Annotated in this window: 14 protein-coding genes; 11 read left to right on the top strand and 3 right to left on the bottom strand. The window is 70.8% G+C overall.

Going from position 1 to position 15918, the window contains the following annotated elements; genetic code table 11:
• The first annotated feature begins 10 nt into the window (after nt 1-10).
• The 7 genes from tkt (at nt 11) to VSH64_RS21000 (ending at nt 7468) form a co-directional block, all read left to right on the top strand.
• Nucleotides 11-2116 (top strand): transketolase, encoded by a 2106-nt coding sequence (gene tkt / locus VSH64_RS21030; RefSeq protein WP_326837345.1) that lies wholly within the window; start codon nt 11-13, stop codon nt 2114-2116.
• A gap of 29 nt (nt 2117-2145) precedes the next feature.
• A complete protein-coding gene (hxlB, locus tag VSH64_RS21025) occupies nt 2146-2733 on the top strand; it encodes a 6-phospho-3-hexuloisomerase (RefSeq protein WP_326837344.1) in 588 nt (195 codons plus the stop codon).
• A 49-nt stretch (nt 2734-2782) separates the two neighbouring features.
• Nucleotides 2783-3739, top strand: a complete 957-nt coding sequence (locus tag VSH64_RS21020) for a fructose-bisphosphatase class II family protein (protein ID WP_326837343.1) — start codon at nt 2783-2785, stop codon at nt 3737-3739.
• 30 nt (nt 3740-3769) lie between these two features.
• A complete protein-coding gene (locus tag VSH64_RS21015) occupies nt 3770-5134 on the top strand; it encodes an ATP-dependent 6-phosphofructokinase (protein ID WP_326837342.1) in 1365 nt (454 codons plus the stop codon).
• A gap of 74 nt (nt 5135-5208) precedes the next feature.
• Nucleotides 5209-5382, top strand: a complete 174-nt coding sequence (locus VSH64_RS21010; RefSeq protein WP_326837341.1) for a hypothetical protein — start codon at nt 5209-5211, stop codon at nt 5380-5382.
• A gap of 177 nt (nt 5383-5559) precedes the next feature.
• On the top strand, nt 5560-6456 hold the full coding sequence (locus VSH64_RS21005) for an oxidoreductase (protein ID WP_326837340.1): 897 nt from the start codon (nt 5560-5562) through the stop codon (nt 6454-6456).
• 13 nt (nt 6457-6469) lie between these two features.
• The gene (locus VSH64_RS21000) at nt 6470-7468 is read left to right on the top strand and encodes an alpha/beta hydrolase (RefSeq protein WP_326837339.1); all 999 of its coding nucleotides are present in this window, start codon (nt 6470-6472) and stop codon (nt 7466-7468) included.
• Between the two features lie 214 nt (nt 7469-7682).
• Here VSH64_RS21000 and VSH64_RS20995 read toward each other — a convergent pair whose 3' ends face one another.
• Nucleotides 7683-8462, bottom strand: coding sequence for an SDR family NAD(P)-dependent oxidoreductase (locus VSH64_RS20995; protein WP_326837338.1), 780 nt, complete (start codon nt 8460-8462; stop codon nt 7683-7685).
• A 100-nt stretch (nt 8463-8562) separates the two neighbouring features.
• Here VSH64_RS20995 and VSH64_RS20990 point away from each other — a divergent pair, with 100 nt between their 5' ends.
• Nucleotides 8563-9252 (top strand): MmyB family transcriptional regulator, encoded by a 690-nt coding sequence (locus tag VSH64_RS20990; protein WP_326837337.1) that lies wholly within the window; start codon nt 8563-8565, stop codon nt 9250-9252.
• 27 nt (nt 9253-9279) lie between these two features.
• Here VSH64_RS20990 and VSH64_RS20985 read toward each other — a convergent pair whose 3' ends face one another.
• Nucleotides 9280-9849, bottom strand: a complete 570-nt coding sequence (locus tag VSH64_RS20985; protein WP_326837336.1) for a TetR family transcriptional regulator — start codon at nt 9847-9849, stop codon at nt 9280-9282.
• A gap of 95 nt (nt 9850-9944) precedes the next feature.
• On the opposite strand from VSH64_RS20985, the gene VSH64_RS20980 reads away from it, so the two are divergent.
• Both VSH64_RS20980 and VSH64_RS20975 read left to right on the top strand, forming a co-directional pair.
• Nucleotides 9945-10781: an SDR family NAD(P)-dependent oxidoreductase gene (locus VSH64_RS20980; protein WP_326837335.1), complete on the top strand. Its 837-nt coding sequence runs from the start codon at nt 9945-9947 to the stop codon at nt 10779-10781.
• A 243-nt stretch (nt 10782-11024) separates the two neighbouring features.
• A complete protein-coding gene (locus VSH64_RS20975; RefSeq protein ID WP_326837334.1) occupies nt 11025-12284 on the top strand; it encodes an MFS transporter in 1260 nt (419 codons plus the stop codon).
• A gap of 6 nt (nt 12285-12290) precedes the next feature.
• On the opposite strand, the gene VSH64_RS20970 is transcribed toward VSH64_RS20975, so the two are convergent.
• The gene (locus tag VSH64_RS20970) at nt 12291-13529 is read right to left on the bottom strand and encodes a PucR family transcriptional regulator (RefSeq protein WP_326837333.1); all 1239 of its coding nucleotides are present in this window, start codon (nt 13527-13529) and stop codon (nt 12291-12293) included.
• A gap of 240 nt (nt 13530-13769) precedes the next feature.
• On the opposite strand from VSH64_RS20970, the gene VSH64_RS20965 reads away from it, so the two are divergent.
• On the top strand, nt 13770-15917 hold the full coding sequence (locus VSH64_RS20965; protein WP_326837332.1) for a hydantoinase/oxoprolinase family protein: 2148 nt from the start codon (nt 13770-13772) through the stop codon (nt 15915-15917).
• Nucleotide 15918 lies beyond the last annotated feature (1 nt).

Raw genomic sequence — 15918 nt, 5'->3', positions numbered from 1 at the left:
GTGCGTGTCCATGCCACCCAACCAATCCGTGACCGAGGTCGCTCGCCTGACCACCGAACGGGTCCCCGATGACTGGTCCGATGTGGACTCCCGCGCGGTCGACACCGCCCGCGTGCTGGCCGCGGACGCGGTCGAGCAGTGCGGGAGCGGGCACCCCGGCACGGCCATGAGCCTCGCGCCCGTCGCCTACGCGTTGTTCCAGCGCGTGCTGCGCCACGACCCCGGCGACGCGCGGTGGCTCGGGCGCGACCGGTTCGTGCTGTCCGCCGGGCATTCGAGCCTCACGCTGTACGTGCAGCTGTACCTGTCGGGCTACGGCCTCGAGCTCGACGACCTGAAAGCGTTGCGCACGTGGGGTTCCCTGACTCCGGGCCACCCGGAGTACGGGCACACCGAGGGTGTCGAGACCACCACCGGCCCGCTCGGGCAGGGTCTGGCCAACGCGGTCGGGATGGCGATGGCCGCCCGGCGCGAGCGCGGGCTGTTCGACCCGGACGCCGAGCCGGGCAAGAGCGTGTTCGACCACCAGGTCTACGTGATCGCCTCCGACGGTGACATCGAGGAGGGCGTGACCTCGGAGGCGTCTTCGCTGGCCGGCACGCAGCAGCTGGGCAACCTCACGGTGATCTACGACAGCAACGAGATCTCCATCGAGGACGACACGCGCATCGCGTTGTCCGAGAACACCGCCCAGCGCTACGACGCCTACGGCTGGCACGTGCTCACGGTCGACGGCGGCGAGGACGTCGCCGGGTTCCTGGAGGCGATCGAGCAGGCGAAGGCCGAGACCACGCGGCCCACGCTGATCGTGCTGCGCACGGTGATCGGCTTCCCGGCGCCGACGAAGATGAACACGGGCAAAGCGCACGGTGCCGCATTGGGCGCCGAGGAGCTCGCCGCGGTGAAGCAGGCCGTCGGGTTCGACCCGGGGCGCAGCTTCCAGGTCGACGACGACGTGCTGCGCCACACCCGCGAAGTGGCTGTGCGCGGGCGGGCCGACCACGAGAAGTGGCAGGTCGAGTTCGACGCGTGGGCCCAGGCCAACCCGCAACGCAAGGCATTGCTCGACCGGCTCGTCGCCCGCGAGCTGCCGGCCGGGTGGGCCGACGGCCTGCCCACCTGGCAGCCCGCCGACGGGGGAGTCGCGACCCGGAAGGCCTCGGCCGCGGTGCTGGCCGCGCTCGGCGAGGTGCTGCCCGAGCTGTGGGGCGGGTCCGCGGATCTGGCCGAGAGCAACAACACCACGATCAAAGGTGCGGACTCGTTCGGCCCGGCCTCGATCTCCACGGACGCCTGGACGGCCCAGCCGTACGGTCGCACGCTGCACTTCGGCATCCGCGAGCACGCGATGGGCTCGATCCTCAACGGCATCGCGCTGCACGGCGGAACCCGGCCCTACGGCGGCACTTTCCTGATCTTCAGCGACTACATGCGCCCCGCGGTGCGCCTGGCCGCGCTGATGCGGCTGCCGGTCGTGTACGTGTGGACCCACGATTCGATCGGTCTCGGCGAGGACGGCCCGACCCACCAGCCGGTGGAGCAGCTCGCGTCGCTGCGGGCCATCCCGGGAATGTCCGTGGTGCGTCCGGCGGACGCGAACGAAACCGCGCACGCGTGGCGGGCCGTGCTGGAGGACACCGGCGGTCCGGCCGGGCTGGCGCTGACCCGGCAGAACGTGCCGACGCTGGAAGGCACGTCCGCCGAGGGGGTTTCGCGCGGCGGGTACGTGCTCACCGAGGCGTCCTCGGGCCGCCCCGAGGTGGTGCTCGTCGGCACCGGTTCGGAGGTCCAGCTGGCGGTGGAGGCCCGGAAGGTCCTCGAAGCCGAGGGGATCGCGACCCGCGTGGTGTCGATGCCGTGCGTCGAGTGGTTCGACCGGCAGGACCGCGCGTACCGGGACCAGGTGCTCCCGCCGTCGGTGCGGGCCCGGGTGATCGTCGAGGCGGGTGTCGCGCAGCCGTGGCACCGGTTCGCCGGTGACGCGGGCGAGATCGTGTCGCTGGAGCACTTCGGTGCCTCGGCCGACTACAAGACCCTGTTCAGCGAGTTCGGGATCACCACCGAGACCGTGGTCGAAGCGGCCCGGCGCAGCCTGGAATCCCTGTGGCACCGGTGATCCGCCTTGTTCACGAGAGGAAGAGTCCGTTGACGAAGTCGATTTCGGAGCAGCTCGACCCCGGCCGGTTCTCCGAGGCCACCCGCGCGGTGGTGGGCGAGGTGGACCGCGTGCGGGCGGGCGTCCAGTCCGCGGCCTGGGTGCGGGCCGGCGCGCTGCTGCTCAAGGCCCCGACGGTGTTCACCGTGGGCACCGGACGCAGTGGGCTCGCCCTGCAGATGGCCGCGATGCGGTTCATGCACCTCGGGCTCGCCACCCACGTGGTCGGCGAGGTGACCGCACCGGCGATCGGCGCGGGCGACGTGCTGGTCGCGGCCTCGGGCTCGGGCACGACCGGGCGGGTGGTGCGAGCCGCGCAGACGGCCCGGGACCAGGGCGCCGACGTGATCGCGCTGACCACCGCGGCCGACTCGCCGCTGGCCAAGATCGCCACCGAGGTGCTGATCGTGCCGGCCGCGGACAAGCAGGACTTCGACGGCACCGCCTCCGTGCAGTACGCGGGCAGCCTGTTCGAACAGTCCGTGCTGCTGATCACCGACGCGCTGTTCCACACGCTGTGGAAGACCGGCGGCAGCCAGGCCCGCGAACTGTGGCGGCTGCACGCGAACCTCGAGTGACCACCACGGTTTCCCGTCCCTGAAGCCACTTCTGCCCAGAGGAGCCGAGATGCAGGCCGCAGCGCGCAACCACGCCGGGATCAGTTCGTTGGAAGCGGTCGCGCTGGCCGCGACGCACAGCGCCGCGGTGGCCAGCTACGCCTGGGTGGGCCGCGACGACCAGAAGGGCGCCGACGCGGCGGCGACCACCGCGATGCGCGCGGCCCTGGCCGACGCGCCGGGACGGGGAACCGTGGTCATCGGGGAGGGCGAGAAGGACGACGCCCCGATGCTGTTCAACGGCGAGGTGGTCGGCACCGGACACGGGCCGGACTTCGACATCGCCGTGGACCCGCTCGAGGGAACTTCGTTCTGTGCCAGGGATCTGCCCGGTTCCCTGGCCACGATCGCCTTCGCCGAGGCTGGCACGATGTGGTCGCCCGGCCCCGGGTTCTACATGGACAAGATCGTGGTTCCGCCGCCGGCGAAGGACGTGATCGATCTCGACGACCCGCCCGAGCGCACGCTGGCCAAGGTCGCCGAGGCGCTCGGCAAGACCGTCGCCGACCTGCGCGTGATGATCATGGACAAGCCGCGGCACAAGCAGCTGGTCGAGCGGGTGCTGCGCGCGGGCGCTTCGGTGCAGACGCCGGCCGGTGGCGACGTCGGCGGAAGCCTCGCGGTGCTGCTGCCGACGCTCGACATCGACCTGCTCCTCGGGGTCGGCGGCACGCCGGAAGGCGTGCTGACCGCCGCCGCGGTGCGGGCGCTGGGCGGCGGCATGCTGGGCCGCCTGGCTCCGCAACGCGACGAGGAAGCGGCGGCGATCCGGGCGGCGGGCCTGTCCCTCGATCGCGTGTACGACCGCGACGAGCTCGTGTCCGGTGAGGCGTTTTTCGTCGCCACCGGGGTCAACGGCGGGCCGCTGCTCGGCCGGCCGCGCCGGAGCAACGGCGTCACGGTCGCCGAATCGCTGCTGATCTCCCGCGGCCAGGTCCGGCACATCACGCACACCACGTTCGAGTAACACCCGACCCAGCAAGATCAAGGAGATTCGGTGACGCTGCACCCGGAGGACCTCCGCGTTCGCCAGCTCGGCGAGCGCCGTTACGACTCGCCGCTCGCCGACCTGCTGTCCACCAAGCAGACCTCCCCGCACTACGTGGCCGAAGGCGACCGCGTGCTGCTCGAGGACACCGTGTCGATGCTGGCCGGCCACGGCCTCCCGTCCGACCAGGTGCCGAGCTTCGAGGCCGCCGGGCCGCGCCGGAAGATCTACTTCGACCCCGCGAACGTGACCGCGGGCGTCCTCACCTGCGGCGGCCTGTGCCCCGGTCTCAACAACGTGATCCGCGGCCTGGTGCAGGAGCTCGCGGTGCACTACGGGGTCAAGCGGATCGTGGGGTTCCGCAACGGACTGCAGGGCCTCACGGCGCAACACCGCGACGACACCGTGGAGCTGACCCCGGACGCCGTGCGCGACATCCACACCGCCGGCGGCACCATCCTGGGCAGCTCGCGCGGCGGCCAGGACGCCGACGAGATGGTGGACAGCCTGGTGGCGCGCGGGATCGACATCCTGTTCGTGATCGGCGGCGACGGCGGGATGCGCGCCGCGACCTTCCTCGGCGCGGCGATCCGGCGTCGCGGCCTCGAGATCTCGGTGATCGGCGTGCCGAAGACGATCGACAACGACCTGCCCTTCACCGATCAGTCGTTCGGGTTCCAGAGCGCGTTCGCGCGGGCCACCGACTTCATCTCCGCCGTGGCGGTCGAGGCCGCCGCCAGCCCCAACGGCGTCGGGATCGTGAAGCTGATGGGCCGGCACTCGGGGTTCATCGCGAGCTACGCCGCGCTGGCCGCCAACGCCGCCGACATCGTCCTGATCCCGGAGATCCCGTTCGTCCTCGGGGGAGCCGAGGGCCTGCTGGCCCACGTCGAGCGGCACGTGCGGGCCAAGGGCCGCGTGGTGATCGTGCTGGCGGAAGGGGCCGGGCAGGACCTGCTCGAAGACCACGGCCTCGCCACCGACGCGTCGGGCAACCTGAAGCTGGGCAACATCGGCGAGCTGCTCAAGGACAGCATCACCGCGCACCTCACGGGCGCCGGGCTCGCGCCCACGATCCGATACATCGACCCGAGCTACGCGGTTCGCAGCATCGCGGCCAACGCCTACGACAGCGTCTACTGCCTGCGGCTGGCCCACGCCGCGGTGCACGCGGCGATGGCCGGCTGCACGGAAGCTGCGGTCGCCCGGTGGCGACGCCGGTTCGTGCACGTGCCGCTTTCGCTGATGACGAGCCGCCGCAACCAGGTCGACCCCGACGGCGACCTGTGGCTGTCGGTGCTCGAAACGACCTGCCAGCCGGCCGAGTTCGGCCCGGCGCGGCAGCGGGAGAGGGTCCGCGCGGGGTTCTGCTGACTCCGCCGTTTCCTTTGCCCGCCACGAGTTCCCGACCACCGCAAGATCGCCGACGAGACAACGAGGTGTCGTTCATGGCCGACCCCCGCGAGCGCACGGACCTGCCCGCCGTCCGGAGGCTCACCGTGCCCGAATGGCTGCGCGGCCGCCTGACCGACTTCCGGCGTGCGGAAGCCGCCCGTCGTGTTCTGTGCGAGCACGACGAGGCGGCGCCGCCGTGCGCGATCTGCTCGGTGCGGTACTGGTAGTTCGCGCAGGTCCGGCGCTGCCGGGCCGGTCGCCGAGGGTGAGGTGACCGGCCGGCGCGGCCGTGGTCCGTCGAGACGCGTGGGCGCGTTATTGAATGAACGTCCATTTGACAACTGGCGGCGCGCCGTGCTTCGGTGGTGCCATCATGTTGAATGAACGTCCATTCAGGAGTTGTGATGACCCTCCCTCCGTCAGTCGGCAAGCGCGCGCTGGTCACCGGTGGTACCGGCGGCATCGGGTTCGAGACGGCCTTGGCCCTGGCCAAGGCCGGGGCCGAGGTGGTGGTGGCCGGGCGGGGTGAGGCGAAAGTCGCCCACGCTGTCACGGCGGTGCGCCAGGCCGTCGGCAGCGCCAAGGTGGACGGGCTGGTGCTCGACCTCGCCTCGCTGGCGTCGATCGAGAGCGCGGCCGCCGAGGTGCTCGCGCCCGGGCGGCCGCTGGACTTGCTGATCAACAACGCCGGCGTGATGGCCGTGCCGGAGCGCGGCGAGACCGCGGACGGGTTCGAGTTGACGTTCGGGACGAACCACCTCGGGCACTTCGCGCTGACCGGGCGCTTGTTGCCGGCGCTGCTGGCCGCGCCCGCGGCCCGGATCGTCACCGTGAGCGCGAAGGTGGCGCGGAACAAGGCGGCGACGCTGGACGATCCGATGAGCGCCGTGTCCTACTCCGGGATGGCCGCGTACACGAAGTCGAAGCTCGCGAACGTCGTCTTCACGCTGGAGCTGGCCCGGTGCGCGGTCGGAACCGGGATCACCGCCGTCGCCGTGCACCCCGGTACGAGCGCGACCGGACTTCAGCAGCACCTGCCGAAGTACCTGCAGGTGCTCGCGTCGGCGGTGCTCGACCGGTTCGTGGGCCAGCGCCCGGCCGACGCGGCCCGGCCGTCCCTCTACGCCGCGACGGATCCCGGCATCAAACCGGGCGACTTCGTGGTGCCGCAGGGGCGTGCGGAGCTGCGCGGGGCGCCCCACGTCGCCGAGCTGCCTGCCGCCGCCACCGATCCCGCCGTCGGGCGGCGGTTGTGGGCGCTGTCCGAAGAGCTCACGCACGTCTCCTATTCCTTCCGGTGAAAGGGCTTCTGCCATGACGTTCCGGTTCGAGCCCGTTCCCGAGTCCATTGTGGAGCAGATGCGGGAGATCAACGCGCGGTTCTCCGCCGCCGAGCTCCCGGACCCCGCCACCGCCGAGGGGCTGGCGGTGATGCGCGCAACGACCTTCCAGGTTCCGGCGCCGGTCGAGCTGGTGCCGGTCGACCGGGTGGTGTCCGGGCCCGCCGGTGAGGCGAGCGTGCGGATCTTCCGGCCGGCCGGCCCGGTGACCGGCGTGGTCTTCCACGTGCACGGCGGCGGTTTCGTGCTCGGCGCGCCCGCCGACGACGACGCGGTCAACGACTTGCTGGCCCGCACGGCCGGCGTCGCCGTGGTCTCGACGCGGTACCGGCTGGCGCCGGAGCACCCGTTCCCCGCCGCGCTGGACGACTGCCTGGCGGCGGCCGGGTGGCTGGCCGGGGCGGTGGAGGAGGAGTTCGGCACCGACCGGATCGTGGTGTCCGGCTACTCGGCCGGGGGCCACCTGGCCGTGCAGACGTTGCTGCGGCTGCGGGACAAGTTCCCCGAGCTGTTTCGGAAGGTCGTGGGCGCGAGCCTGGTGTTCGGCGTCTACGACCTGACGCGCACGCCGAGTTCGCGTTCGGCCGCACCGGACACCCCGGTGCTGCCGCCGCGGTGGATCGACCAGTTCGTGGGGATGGCGTTTCCCGGACTCGGCGACGAGGAACTGCGCGACGGTGCGTACTCGCCGCTGTATGCGGACCTGCACGGGCTGCCGCCGGCGCTGTTCACGGTGGGGGAGCTGGACCCGCTGCTCGACGACTCGCTGTTCATGGCCGCGCGCTGGCGCGCCGCGGGCGGGGCGAGCGAGCTGGCGGTGTGGCCCGAGTCGCCGCACGGCTTCGTCGGGATGACGCCGCCGACCGGCCTGCCCGCGCAGCGGCGGATCAACGCGTGGGTGAAAGCGTTGCTGCTAGGCGCACGGCAGCCCCTGGACGCCGAGCTGGGTGGGCGCGCGGGCCAGTCGAACTGATCCCCGTTTTCGAAGACCTGTCCATTGCGGACGGTCCGAGGTCGATTGCGGGTTCGGGAGCGGCCGGCTCGGCGTGGTGCCGCCCCTGGGCGACTCCGCTGAAGCCGCCGACTTGCAGCGTGCTCAACGTCGCGGCGATGGCGAGAGGCCCGCTGGGTGTCACGGACACTTCGTGGTTGGAGGTGAGTCGGCTTCGGGCGGCGGCTGGGAAGCTTCAGACCTGGTCGGTCGGGCGGATCACGATCTCGGCCACGGCCCGGTGGCGCGGGCCGGTGACGATGTAGGCCACGGCCTCGGCGATGTCGTCGGCGCGCAGCTGTTCGACATCGGCGAACTTGGCCGCCATCCGTTCCTGCACGGCGGTTTGCTGGTGGCCCGCGAGTTCGGTCTCCACGAGGCCTGGCTCGATCACGGAGAAGCGGACGTTGCGGCGCGCGTATTCCTGGCGCCAGGCCTCGGTGGCGGCGGTGACGCCGAACTTGGTGGCGTTGTACACCGCGGCCTGGGGGATGATCCAGCGCCCGGCGATGGAGCTGATGTTGACCACGTCGGCGACTCGGCGGGGGCTGGTGGCCGCGGCGGCCGTGAGGTGGGGCAGGGCGGCTTTGGTGACGTACAGCAGTCCGGTGAGGTTGATGTCGACCATCCGCTGCCACTCGGTCAGCGGGGCCGCCTCCGAGTCGCCGGTGAGCATCACGCCGGCCGCGTTCACGAGGGTGTCGAGGCGGCCGAGCCGTTCGACGGTGGTGGCCACGACCTCGGCGGCCGCGTCGGCGTCGGTCAGGTCGGTGGTCAGGGCGAGCGCCTCGCCGCCCTGTGCGGTGATCTCCTTCGCCAGCGCGTCGAGGCGGTCCCGGCGGCGGGCGACGAGCACCACGGTGGCGCCGCGGTTGGCGAGCTCGCGGGCGGTGGCTTCGCCGATGCCACTGCTGGCTCCGGTGACGAGGGCGACGGTCGAGGTCAGTTCGATGGATTCGGGCGCAACGGTCTTCATGCCTTCACTGTGCGACGCCGGTCAGCCGGGTACCAGAGCGTGGTTATGGTGGTATGAGCACCACCTGGTAACCGGTTTCGCGCGGTGGCACGGTGGTTCCATGACCCTGGACGCACCGTCGTTGACCGATGAGCAGGTGCGGCGTCAGGAACTGGGGTCGTTCCTGCGCAGCCGGCGCGAACGGCTCTCGCCGGAGCAGGTCGGCCTTCCGCTCACGGGCCGCCGGCGGACGCCGGGGCTGCGCCGGGAAGAGGTCGCGCACCTCGCCGGCATGGGCGTGACCTGGTACCCGTGGCTGGAACAGGGCCGGGACATCAAGGTCTCCGAACAGGTCCTCGCGGCGATCGCGACCACGCTGCGGCTCGATCCGTACGAGCGGTCGCACCTCTACACGCTGGCCGGGCATCCCGAGCCGCCCACCGAGCGCGACTGCGCGGCGATCCCGAGCATCGTGCTCACGATGCTGCGCCACCTCGAGCCGATCCCGGCGACCGTCTTCAACGCCCGGTTCGATCTGCTCGCCTGCAACCGCACCTACGAGCAACTGGTGGGTGGGCTGGAGCAGGTGCCGTTCGAGGACCGCAACTTGCTGCTGCTGATGTTCACTTCGCCGACGTGGCGCGACGTGGTGTCGATGGGGAGGACTCGGCCGCACGCCTGGTCGGCCGCTTCCGGGCGCGCCTGGCGGCGCACGCCGCGGAGTCCGACTGGAAGTGCCACCTACACCCCCGCGGACGAGGACACCTGGGCGAAAGTGCGGCGCCTGCAGGAAAACGTCCGGCCCGAGTGACTTCCGGGCCCGTCGCTCGGTAACCGGTCAGCCGACCAACGCCGAGACCACGCTGCGAATGGCCTCGCGGCGCGCACCGTGGTCGCCGGTGGGCTCGATCGCGTCGAGGCTTTCCTTCGGCTGGGTGAACCACATGCGCGCGATGCTCTGCACCGCCAGCACCAACGCGGCGGCGTCGAGGCGGGACGGGAGCGTGCCGGCCTCCTGGGCGTCGCGGACCACGGTCACCTTTTCGCGCATCGCCTCGGTCATCGGGCCGCCGGCGTCGTCGCGCGGGGTGCGCTGGAGCTGGTACCAGGACACGAACCGCTCCACTTCCGGGCGCGCGGTGGTCGCGTCGTACAGCATCACGGCGTAGCCCGGCAGGTCGTCCGGGGTGATCGGGATCTGGTCCACGGTGGCGCGGGTGATCTCGTCGAGCACCGCGTCGAAGAGGCCTTCCTTGCTGTGGAAGTAGGTGTAGACGAGCCCGGCGCTGCACTGAGCCCGCTCGGCCAGGGAGCCGATCCGCGCGCCCGCCAGGCCGCGCTCGGCGAACTCGGCCAGCGCGGCGTCGAGCAGCTGCCGCTTCTTGCTTTCAGGGTCGCGAACGGTCACCGTGCCACGGTACTTAGTGAATGTTCATTTGACAACTCGGCTCGTTGGGTCGTAGCTTGATGTTGTTGAAAGAACGTTCATTAAGGAAGGCTGTCATGTCCAAGACCTGGTTCGTCACGGGGAGCTCGCGCGGTCTCGGCCGCGCCGTCGTGGAAAACGCCCTCGCCGCGGGCGATCGTGTCGCCGCGACCGCGCGCAGGCCCGAGCAGCTGTCCGACCTCGTCCACCGCTACGGCGACGCGGTGCTGCCCCTCGCCCTCGACGTGTCCGACCCCGCGGCCGTCACCACCGCCGTCGAGGCGGCGCTGCGGCAGTTCGGCCGGCTCGACGTCGTGGTCAACAACGCCGGCTACGCCGACACGGCCGCGATCGAAGACGGCACCCTCGAAGCCTTCACCGCGCAGATCGCCACGAACTTCTTCGGTGTCGTCCACGTGAGCAAGGCCGTGCTGCCGACGCTGCGCCGGCAGGGATCCGGCCACCTCGTCCAGGTCTCCTCGCTGGGCGGCCGCCTCGCTTCTCCCGGTCTCGCCGCCTACCAGAGCGCGAAGTGGGCCGTGGGCGGCTTTTCGTCCGTTCTCGCGCAGGAGGTCGCCCCGTTCGGGGTGAAGGTGACCGTGCTCGAGCCGGGCGGCATGCGCACGGACTGGGCCGGGCCGTCGATGGCCATCCCGCCGATCAGCGAGCCGTACCGCCCGACGGTCGGCGCGTTCGTGGACCTGCTCCACGAGGCGAACGGCGGCGAGCCCACCGACCCCGCGAAGGTCGCCGAGTTGGTGCGCGAGGTCGTCGACCTGCCCGACCCGCCGCTGCGGCTCCTCGTCGGCACGGACGCCGTGCAGTATGCCTCCGCGGCCGCCTCGCGCCTCGCTGAGTCAGACGAGAAGTGGCGCGGCCTCAGCGAATCCGTGTCGGTCGTCGGGGCGGAATAGCCGGCCGTCGAGTCCCCGCGCCGGCCCCGTTCTACGAATGTAGGGCTGGGCGAGGAAAACCTCCTTCCGCAGTCGAAAGCTGCACCGCGTCAACCGTGCTAGCGTTCGCCGCCACTACGAATTCTTCCTGCCGAAGTGCGCGGAAATATCGAGCTGGTGACGGAGGCCTACATGAGTTCGGTGCCCTCTACCTCGTCAAGGGAAACCCGGTCCGCGGACGGGACCGGGATCAGGAAAAGAACTGTGATCGCGTTGTCCGTCGGGATCATGGTGGAATCGTTCGACTTCGGTCTGTACGGATTTTCCGCCACGGCGATCGCCTCGACATTCTTTCCCGCGGGAAACGACAAACTCGCCCTGCTCGGCACCTTCGCCGTTTTCGCGGTTTCGTTCCTCGCGCGGCCGCTCGGCGGGCTCGTGCTCGGCCGGCTCGGTGACCACGCGGGACGCCGGTCGGCGTTGTCGGCGTCGATCGTGGTGATGGGGATGGCCACGATCGCGATCGGGCTGATCCCGGGCTACGGATCGATCGGCGTCGCCGCGCCGGTGCTGCTCGTGGTGTGCCGGCTGGTCCAGGGGTTCGCGGCGAGCGGGGAGGTCGCGGGTGCCACGACGTACATCGCGGAAGCCGCGCCGGCCCACCGGCGGGGGTTCTGGACGAATGTCGTCGCGGCCTTCCCGAGTTTCGGCACCGCCGCGGGCACCGTGCTCGTTCTCGTGTTCAAGATCAACCCCGACACATACGCGGGCGGCGGGTGGCGATGGCCGTTCATCATCGGCGGCCTCATCGCCGTCGGTGGTCTGTACCTGCGGCTGCGGTTGAAAGAGCCGGAGGTGTTCCAGGAAGTCCAAGCCGAACGCCCGAAGAACCGGCTGCGGTTGCGCACGATGTTCCGAGAGCACTACCGCGGCATGCTTCTCCTCGTCACTTTCTACGCGCTCGTCGGAATCGGTTTCCAGACCGTGGCCGGGTACATGCCGACGTTCATGAGCAAAGTGGGCGGCATCGGTTCGGTGACGGCACTCGTCATCAGCATCTTCGCGTTTCTGGCTTTCGGTTCGACGCTGATGGTGATCGGTCACCTCAGTGATCGTTACGGGCGGAAACCGTTCATCATCGGCGGCACCCTCGGCCTGGCGGTGGTCACGGTGCCGGCCTACCTGATGATCAGCGGCGGCAACCTCGTGTGGATCTGCGTGGCGCAGGCGCTGCTGATCCTGCCGCTGGCGGTGACACAGGCCGGCGGGAACATCGGCAACCTCGAGGTCTTCCCGGCCTCCGTGCGGTTCACCAGCTTCGCGTTCTCCTACGCCGTGGCGTACGCGATCTTCGCCGGCACCGCCCCGTTGATCGAAGACCTGCTCACCGAAACGGCCGGACCGCTCGGCCCGGCGTTCTACGGCGTCCTCATCGCCGTGATCGCCCTCGCCGTGCTCGCCAAGGCCTACCCGGAGAGCCGCAGCTTCTCGATCAAGACCGGCCGCCCCGAAGCGGACGACTGACCCGCGTCACCGTTCCGGGACCGGCTCGGCCGGCTCGTCGGTCAACAGGCCGATGAGCCGGCTGAGCTTGATCCCGAGGTGCAGCGCCAGCCGGTCCGAGCCGTTGCGCAGGCTCATCCCGGTGATCGTCTCGGCTCGGCGCAGCCGGTAGTAGAGGCTCGTGCGGTGGATGGTGAGCCGCTCGGCCGAGCCGGCCGCGTCACCGGCCAGGTCGAGGTAGCACTCGAGTGTCGGCACGAGGGAGCGGCCGGTGTCGGCGTCGATGAGCCGGCGCAGCCCGGCCGGGATCACCTCGGCGCGCAGCGTCTCGAGTGGTAGCTGCACCAGCAGGCCGTAGATGCCGAGCTCGTCCCAGAAGATCACCGGGTCGCTGGCCGGCACCGCTTGGGCCACGCGGAGGGCGTCGCGGGCGCATTCGTTGCTCTCGAAGGCCGTCTCGAGCCCGGCTCGCACCGGTCCGACGGCGATCTGCACGGTGGCGGAGTCGCCCAGCTCGTGGAGCAGTTCCTGGCGCATCGTCTCGGCGTACTCGGCCAGCTGCGCGCGGTCGGGGAGCCGGACGTCGGCGATCAGGAGCGTTCCGTGGGCGCCGCCGGTGGTGGTGGCGAGAGTGGCGCGCGGCGCGAGCCGGCGTTGCGTCCGCTGGAGGAGCAGGTCGATGGCCATCTCGTTGCCCCGCAGGTCCGAACCGGACACGACAGTGCTGACCACGATGACCTTCATCTTGGCGGGCAGGTCCCGATCCGCGCGCCAGCGGCCCGCCGCGTGGGCCCGCACGGCGGCGTCGCGGTTGAGCAGGTCCTGCAGCAGCTTGCTTTCCTGTGCGCGCCGGACGTCGTCGAGCAGGCGCTCGCGCATCATGGCCTCGCCGGCCGAGCGGGCCGCGTCCATCGCGGTCATGAGGTCGGATTCGGGGATCGGCGGCTCGGAATCCATCAGCCACAGGTAACCGAACAGGATGTTCTGGCACCGGATCGGCACACAGATCCGTGCGAACGAACCGAGCTTCGCGTTCGCCGGCACGTGGACCGGGTGCTCGGCGGTGGTGATGCCGAACTCCTTGGCGAACTCCGTGAGGCGCGACTGCGGTTTCGCGCGCCGGCGCATGATCGACTCGAGCCGGAACGAGTCCACCGGCTCGTCGTGCGCGGTGTGCGCTTTCAACTGCATCTGCGGGTCGTCGATCGCGACCGAGCGCCCGATGCGCAACGCCAGCGATTCGGCGATGTGCTGCAGGTCGTCCACGCGCGCCTCCTCCTCGGCAGCAGTCGCGCCGACGCGCCGAGTCTAGTGCCGTGAGCGGCGTAATCGCTGCTGCAGGAGTCGGGCGTTCGGCCACGGAATTTCGACGATTGACGGAAGCTTTCGGCCCGTGCGCGCGGCTAGCGTCAGACCCCGTTCCCGCCGAACGCGGGCCGGCGGCAGTGGTCTCAGCGCAGGTCAACCGCCCTCGGCCGGCCGAAACCAAGGAGACTCGTGATCCGCATGGGAGACCGCAGGGGCAGGTACCGGCTCGCCTTCGACATCGGTGGCACCTTCACCGACTTCGCGCTGCTCGACATGTCGACCGGCGCCATCGAAGTGCACAAGCTGATGACCACCCCGGACGACCCCGCCCGCGGGTCGCTGGCCGGCATCGGTGCCTTGCTCGACCGGGTCGGGCTGACCGGTGAAGCACTGCAGAACGTCATCCACGGCACCACCCTGGTCACCAACGCGCTGATCGAGCGCAAGGGCGCGAAGGCCGCGCTGCTGACCACGGCGGGCTTTCGCGACACCCTGGTGACGGGCGAAGAGGCCCGCTACGACATCTACGACCTCACCCTGCGCTTTCCGGAGCCGCTTGTGCCGCGCTACCGCCGCCTCGGCGTGGACGAGCGCGTGGACCACCGCGGTCGGGCACTGCGTTCGGTGCGGCCGGAAGACATCGCCCAGGTCGTGGCCGCGCTGCGCGAAGAGGACGCCCGGGACCGCGCCGCGGGTTCGACCACGGACACGGCGAGCCTCGCGATCTGCTTCCTGCACGCCTACCGCAACGCCGAGAACGAGCAGGCGGCGGCACGGCTCGTGCGCGAGATCTGGCCGGAGGTCGACATCTCGCTCTCCAGCGACGTGGCGCCGGAGATCCGTGAGTACGAACGCACCAGCACCACGGTGGCCAACGCCTACGTCCGGCCCATCACCGATCGCTACCTGCGGTCGCTGGCCGACGCGCTGTGGGACCTGGGCTACCCGGAGCGGCTGTACCTGATGCTGTCCTCGGGCGGCATCGCCACCGTCGAGACCGCGTCGGAGTTCCCGGTGCGGCTGATCGAATCCGGTCCGGCCGGTGGCGCGATCGGCGCGGCCTTCTACGGAAAAGCCTGCGGGGAAACGGATCTGATCTCCTTCGACATGGGCGGCACCACGGCGAAGATCAGCCTGATCCAGGACAACCGCCCGACGATCTCCCACGAGCTGGAAGTCGCGCGGGTGCACCGCTTCAAGAAGGGCTCCGGCCTGCCGATCCAGTTCCCGTCGGTGGAGATGCTGGAGATCGGCGCGGGCGGCGGCAGCATCGCGCGCATCGACGAGCTCGGCCTGCTCAAGGTCGGTCCCGATTCGGCCGGTGCCGACCCCGGGCCGGTCTGCTACGGCAAGGGCGGCAGCGAACCGACCGTGACCGACGCGGCCGTGGTGCTCGGTTACCTGGCGCCCGAGAACTTCCTGGGCGGGGAGATGCCGCTCGACCGCGACGCCGCGCGGCGGGCGATCGAGGAGCACCTCGCCGAGCCGCTGGGCCTCACGGTGGAAGCGGCGGCGTGGGGCATCTACCAGGTCGTGGTGGAGAGCATGGCGTCGGCGGCGAAGATCCACCTCGTCGAACGCGGCCGCGACCCGCGGCAGTACGCGCTGCTCGCGTTCGGCGGCGCGGGGCCGATCCACGCCGCGGGCGTGGCGCGGCTGCTCAAGCAGGACCGGATCATCTACCCGCTCGGCGCGGGCGTGCTCTCGGCGATCGGCCTGCTCGTCGCACCGGTGTCGTTCGAGTTTTCCCGCTCGGAGCCGAAGGTGCTCGACACGATCGACTGGCCTTCGGTGAACCGGCTCGTCGCGGAGCTCGAGGAGCAGGGCCGCGGCGTGGTCGCCGAGGCCGGGGTGCCGGCCGGCGAGATCGTGATCGAGCGGCACGTCGCGGCGCGGTTCGCCGGTCAGATCAACGAGATCTCGGTCGAGCTGCCCGAGGGCGCGCTCGACGGCGACAGCCACGGCACCATCCTCGCGGCGTTCCACAAAGCGTACTTCGAGCTCTACGGACACGTGCTCGAAGGCATTCCCGTGGAAGTCGTCACGTGGCGGGTCGTCGCGTCCGGCCGGCTGAGTGAGGTGACCGTGGAACACCGGGCCGCCGAGGAGAATCCCGCGCGACCGCAGGCCCGCGGTCACCGCGGCGTCTACTGGTTCGAGTCCGGAAAGTACTATGTGGACACACCCGTGTACGACCGTTACGCGCTGGCGCCCGGCACCCGGGTCGAGGGCCCGGCGGTCGTGGAGGAACGGGAGTCGACCGTGCTGGTCCCGCCGGGCGCGGTCGGCACCGTGGACGGCTACCGCAACCTCATCGTCGTTTCCTCGCCCGGCAAGGAGAACTGAT

This window comes from Amycolatopsis rhabdoformis (assembly GCF_035918295.1).
GTDB classification, from domain to species: domain Bacteria; phylum Actinomycetota; class Actinomycetes; order Mycobacteriales; family Pseudonocardiaceae; genus Amycolatopsis; species Amycolatopsis rhabdoformis.
The sequence above is the reverse complement of the archived record's forward strand: the minus strand, read 5'-3'. Positions and strand labels throughout refer to the sequence as shown.

What these genes read in the sequence shown, in the direction of transcription:
- VSH64_RS21020 (WP_326837343.1), top strand. Translation starts at nt 2,783, where the DNA reads ATGCAGGCCGCAGCGCGCAACCACGCCGGGATCAGTTCGTTGGAAGCG.
- VSH64_RS21010 (WP_326837341.1), top strand. Translation starts at nt 5,209, where the DNA reads ATGGCCGACCCCCGCGAGCGCACGGACCTGCCCGCCGTCCGGAGGCTC.
- VSH64_RS20995 (WP_326837338.1), bottom strand. Translation starts at nt 8,462, where the DNA reads ATGAAGACCGTTGCGCCCGAATCCATCGAACTGACCTCGACCGTCGCC.
- VSH64_RS20980 (WP_326837335.1), top strand. Translation starts at nt 9,945, where the DNA reads ATGTCCAAGACCTGGTTCGTCACGGGGAGCTCGCGCGGTCTCGGCCGC.
- VSH64_RS21005 (WP_326837340.1), top strand. Translation starts at nt 5,560, where the DNA reads ATGACCCTCCCTCCGTCAGTCGGCAAGCGCGCGCTGGTCACCGGTGGT.
- tkt (WP_326837345.1), top strand. Translation starts at nt 11, where the DNA reads ATGCCACCCAACCAATCCGTGACCGAGGTCGCTCGCCTGACCACCGAA.
- VSH64_RS21000 (WP_326837339.1), top strand. Translation starts at nt 6,470, where the DNA reads ATGACGTTCCGGTTCGAGCCCGTTCCCGAGTCCATTGTGGAGCAGATG.
- VSH64_RS20965 (WP_326837332.1), top strand. Translation starts at nt 13,770, where the DNA reads ATGGGAGACCGCAGGGGCAGGTACCGGCTCGCCTTCGACATCGGTGGC.
- VSH64_RS20990 (WP_326837337.1), top strand. Translation starts at nt 8,563, where the DNA reads ATGACCCTGGACGCACCGTCGTTGACCGATGAGCAGGTGCGGCGTCAG.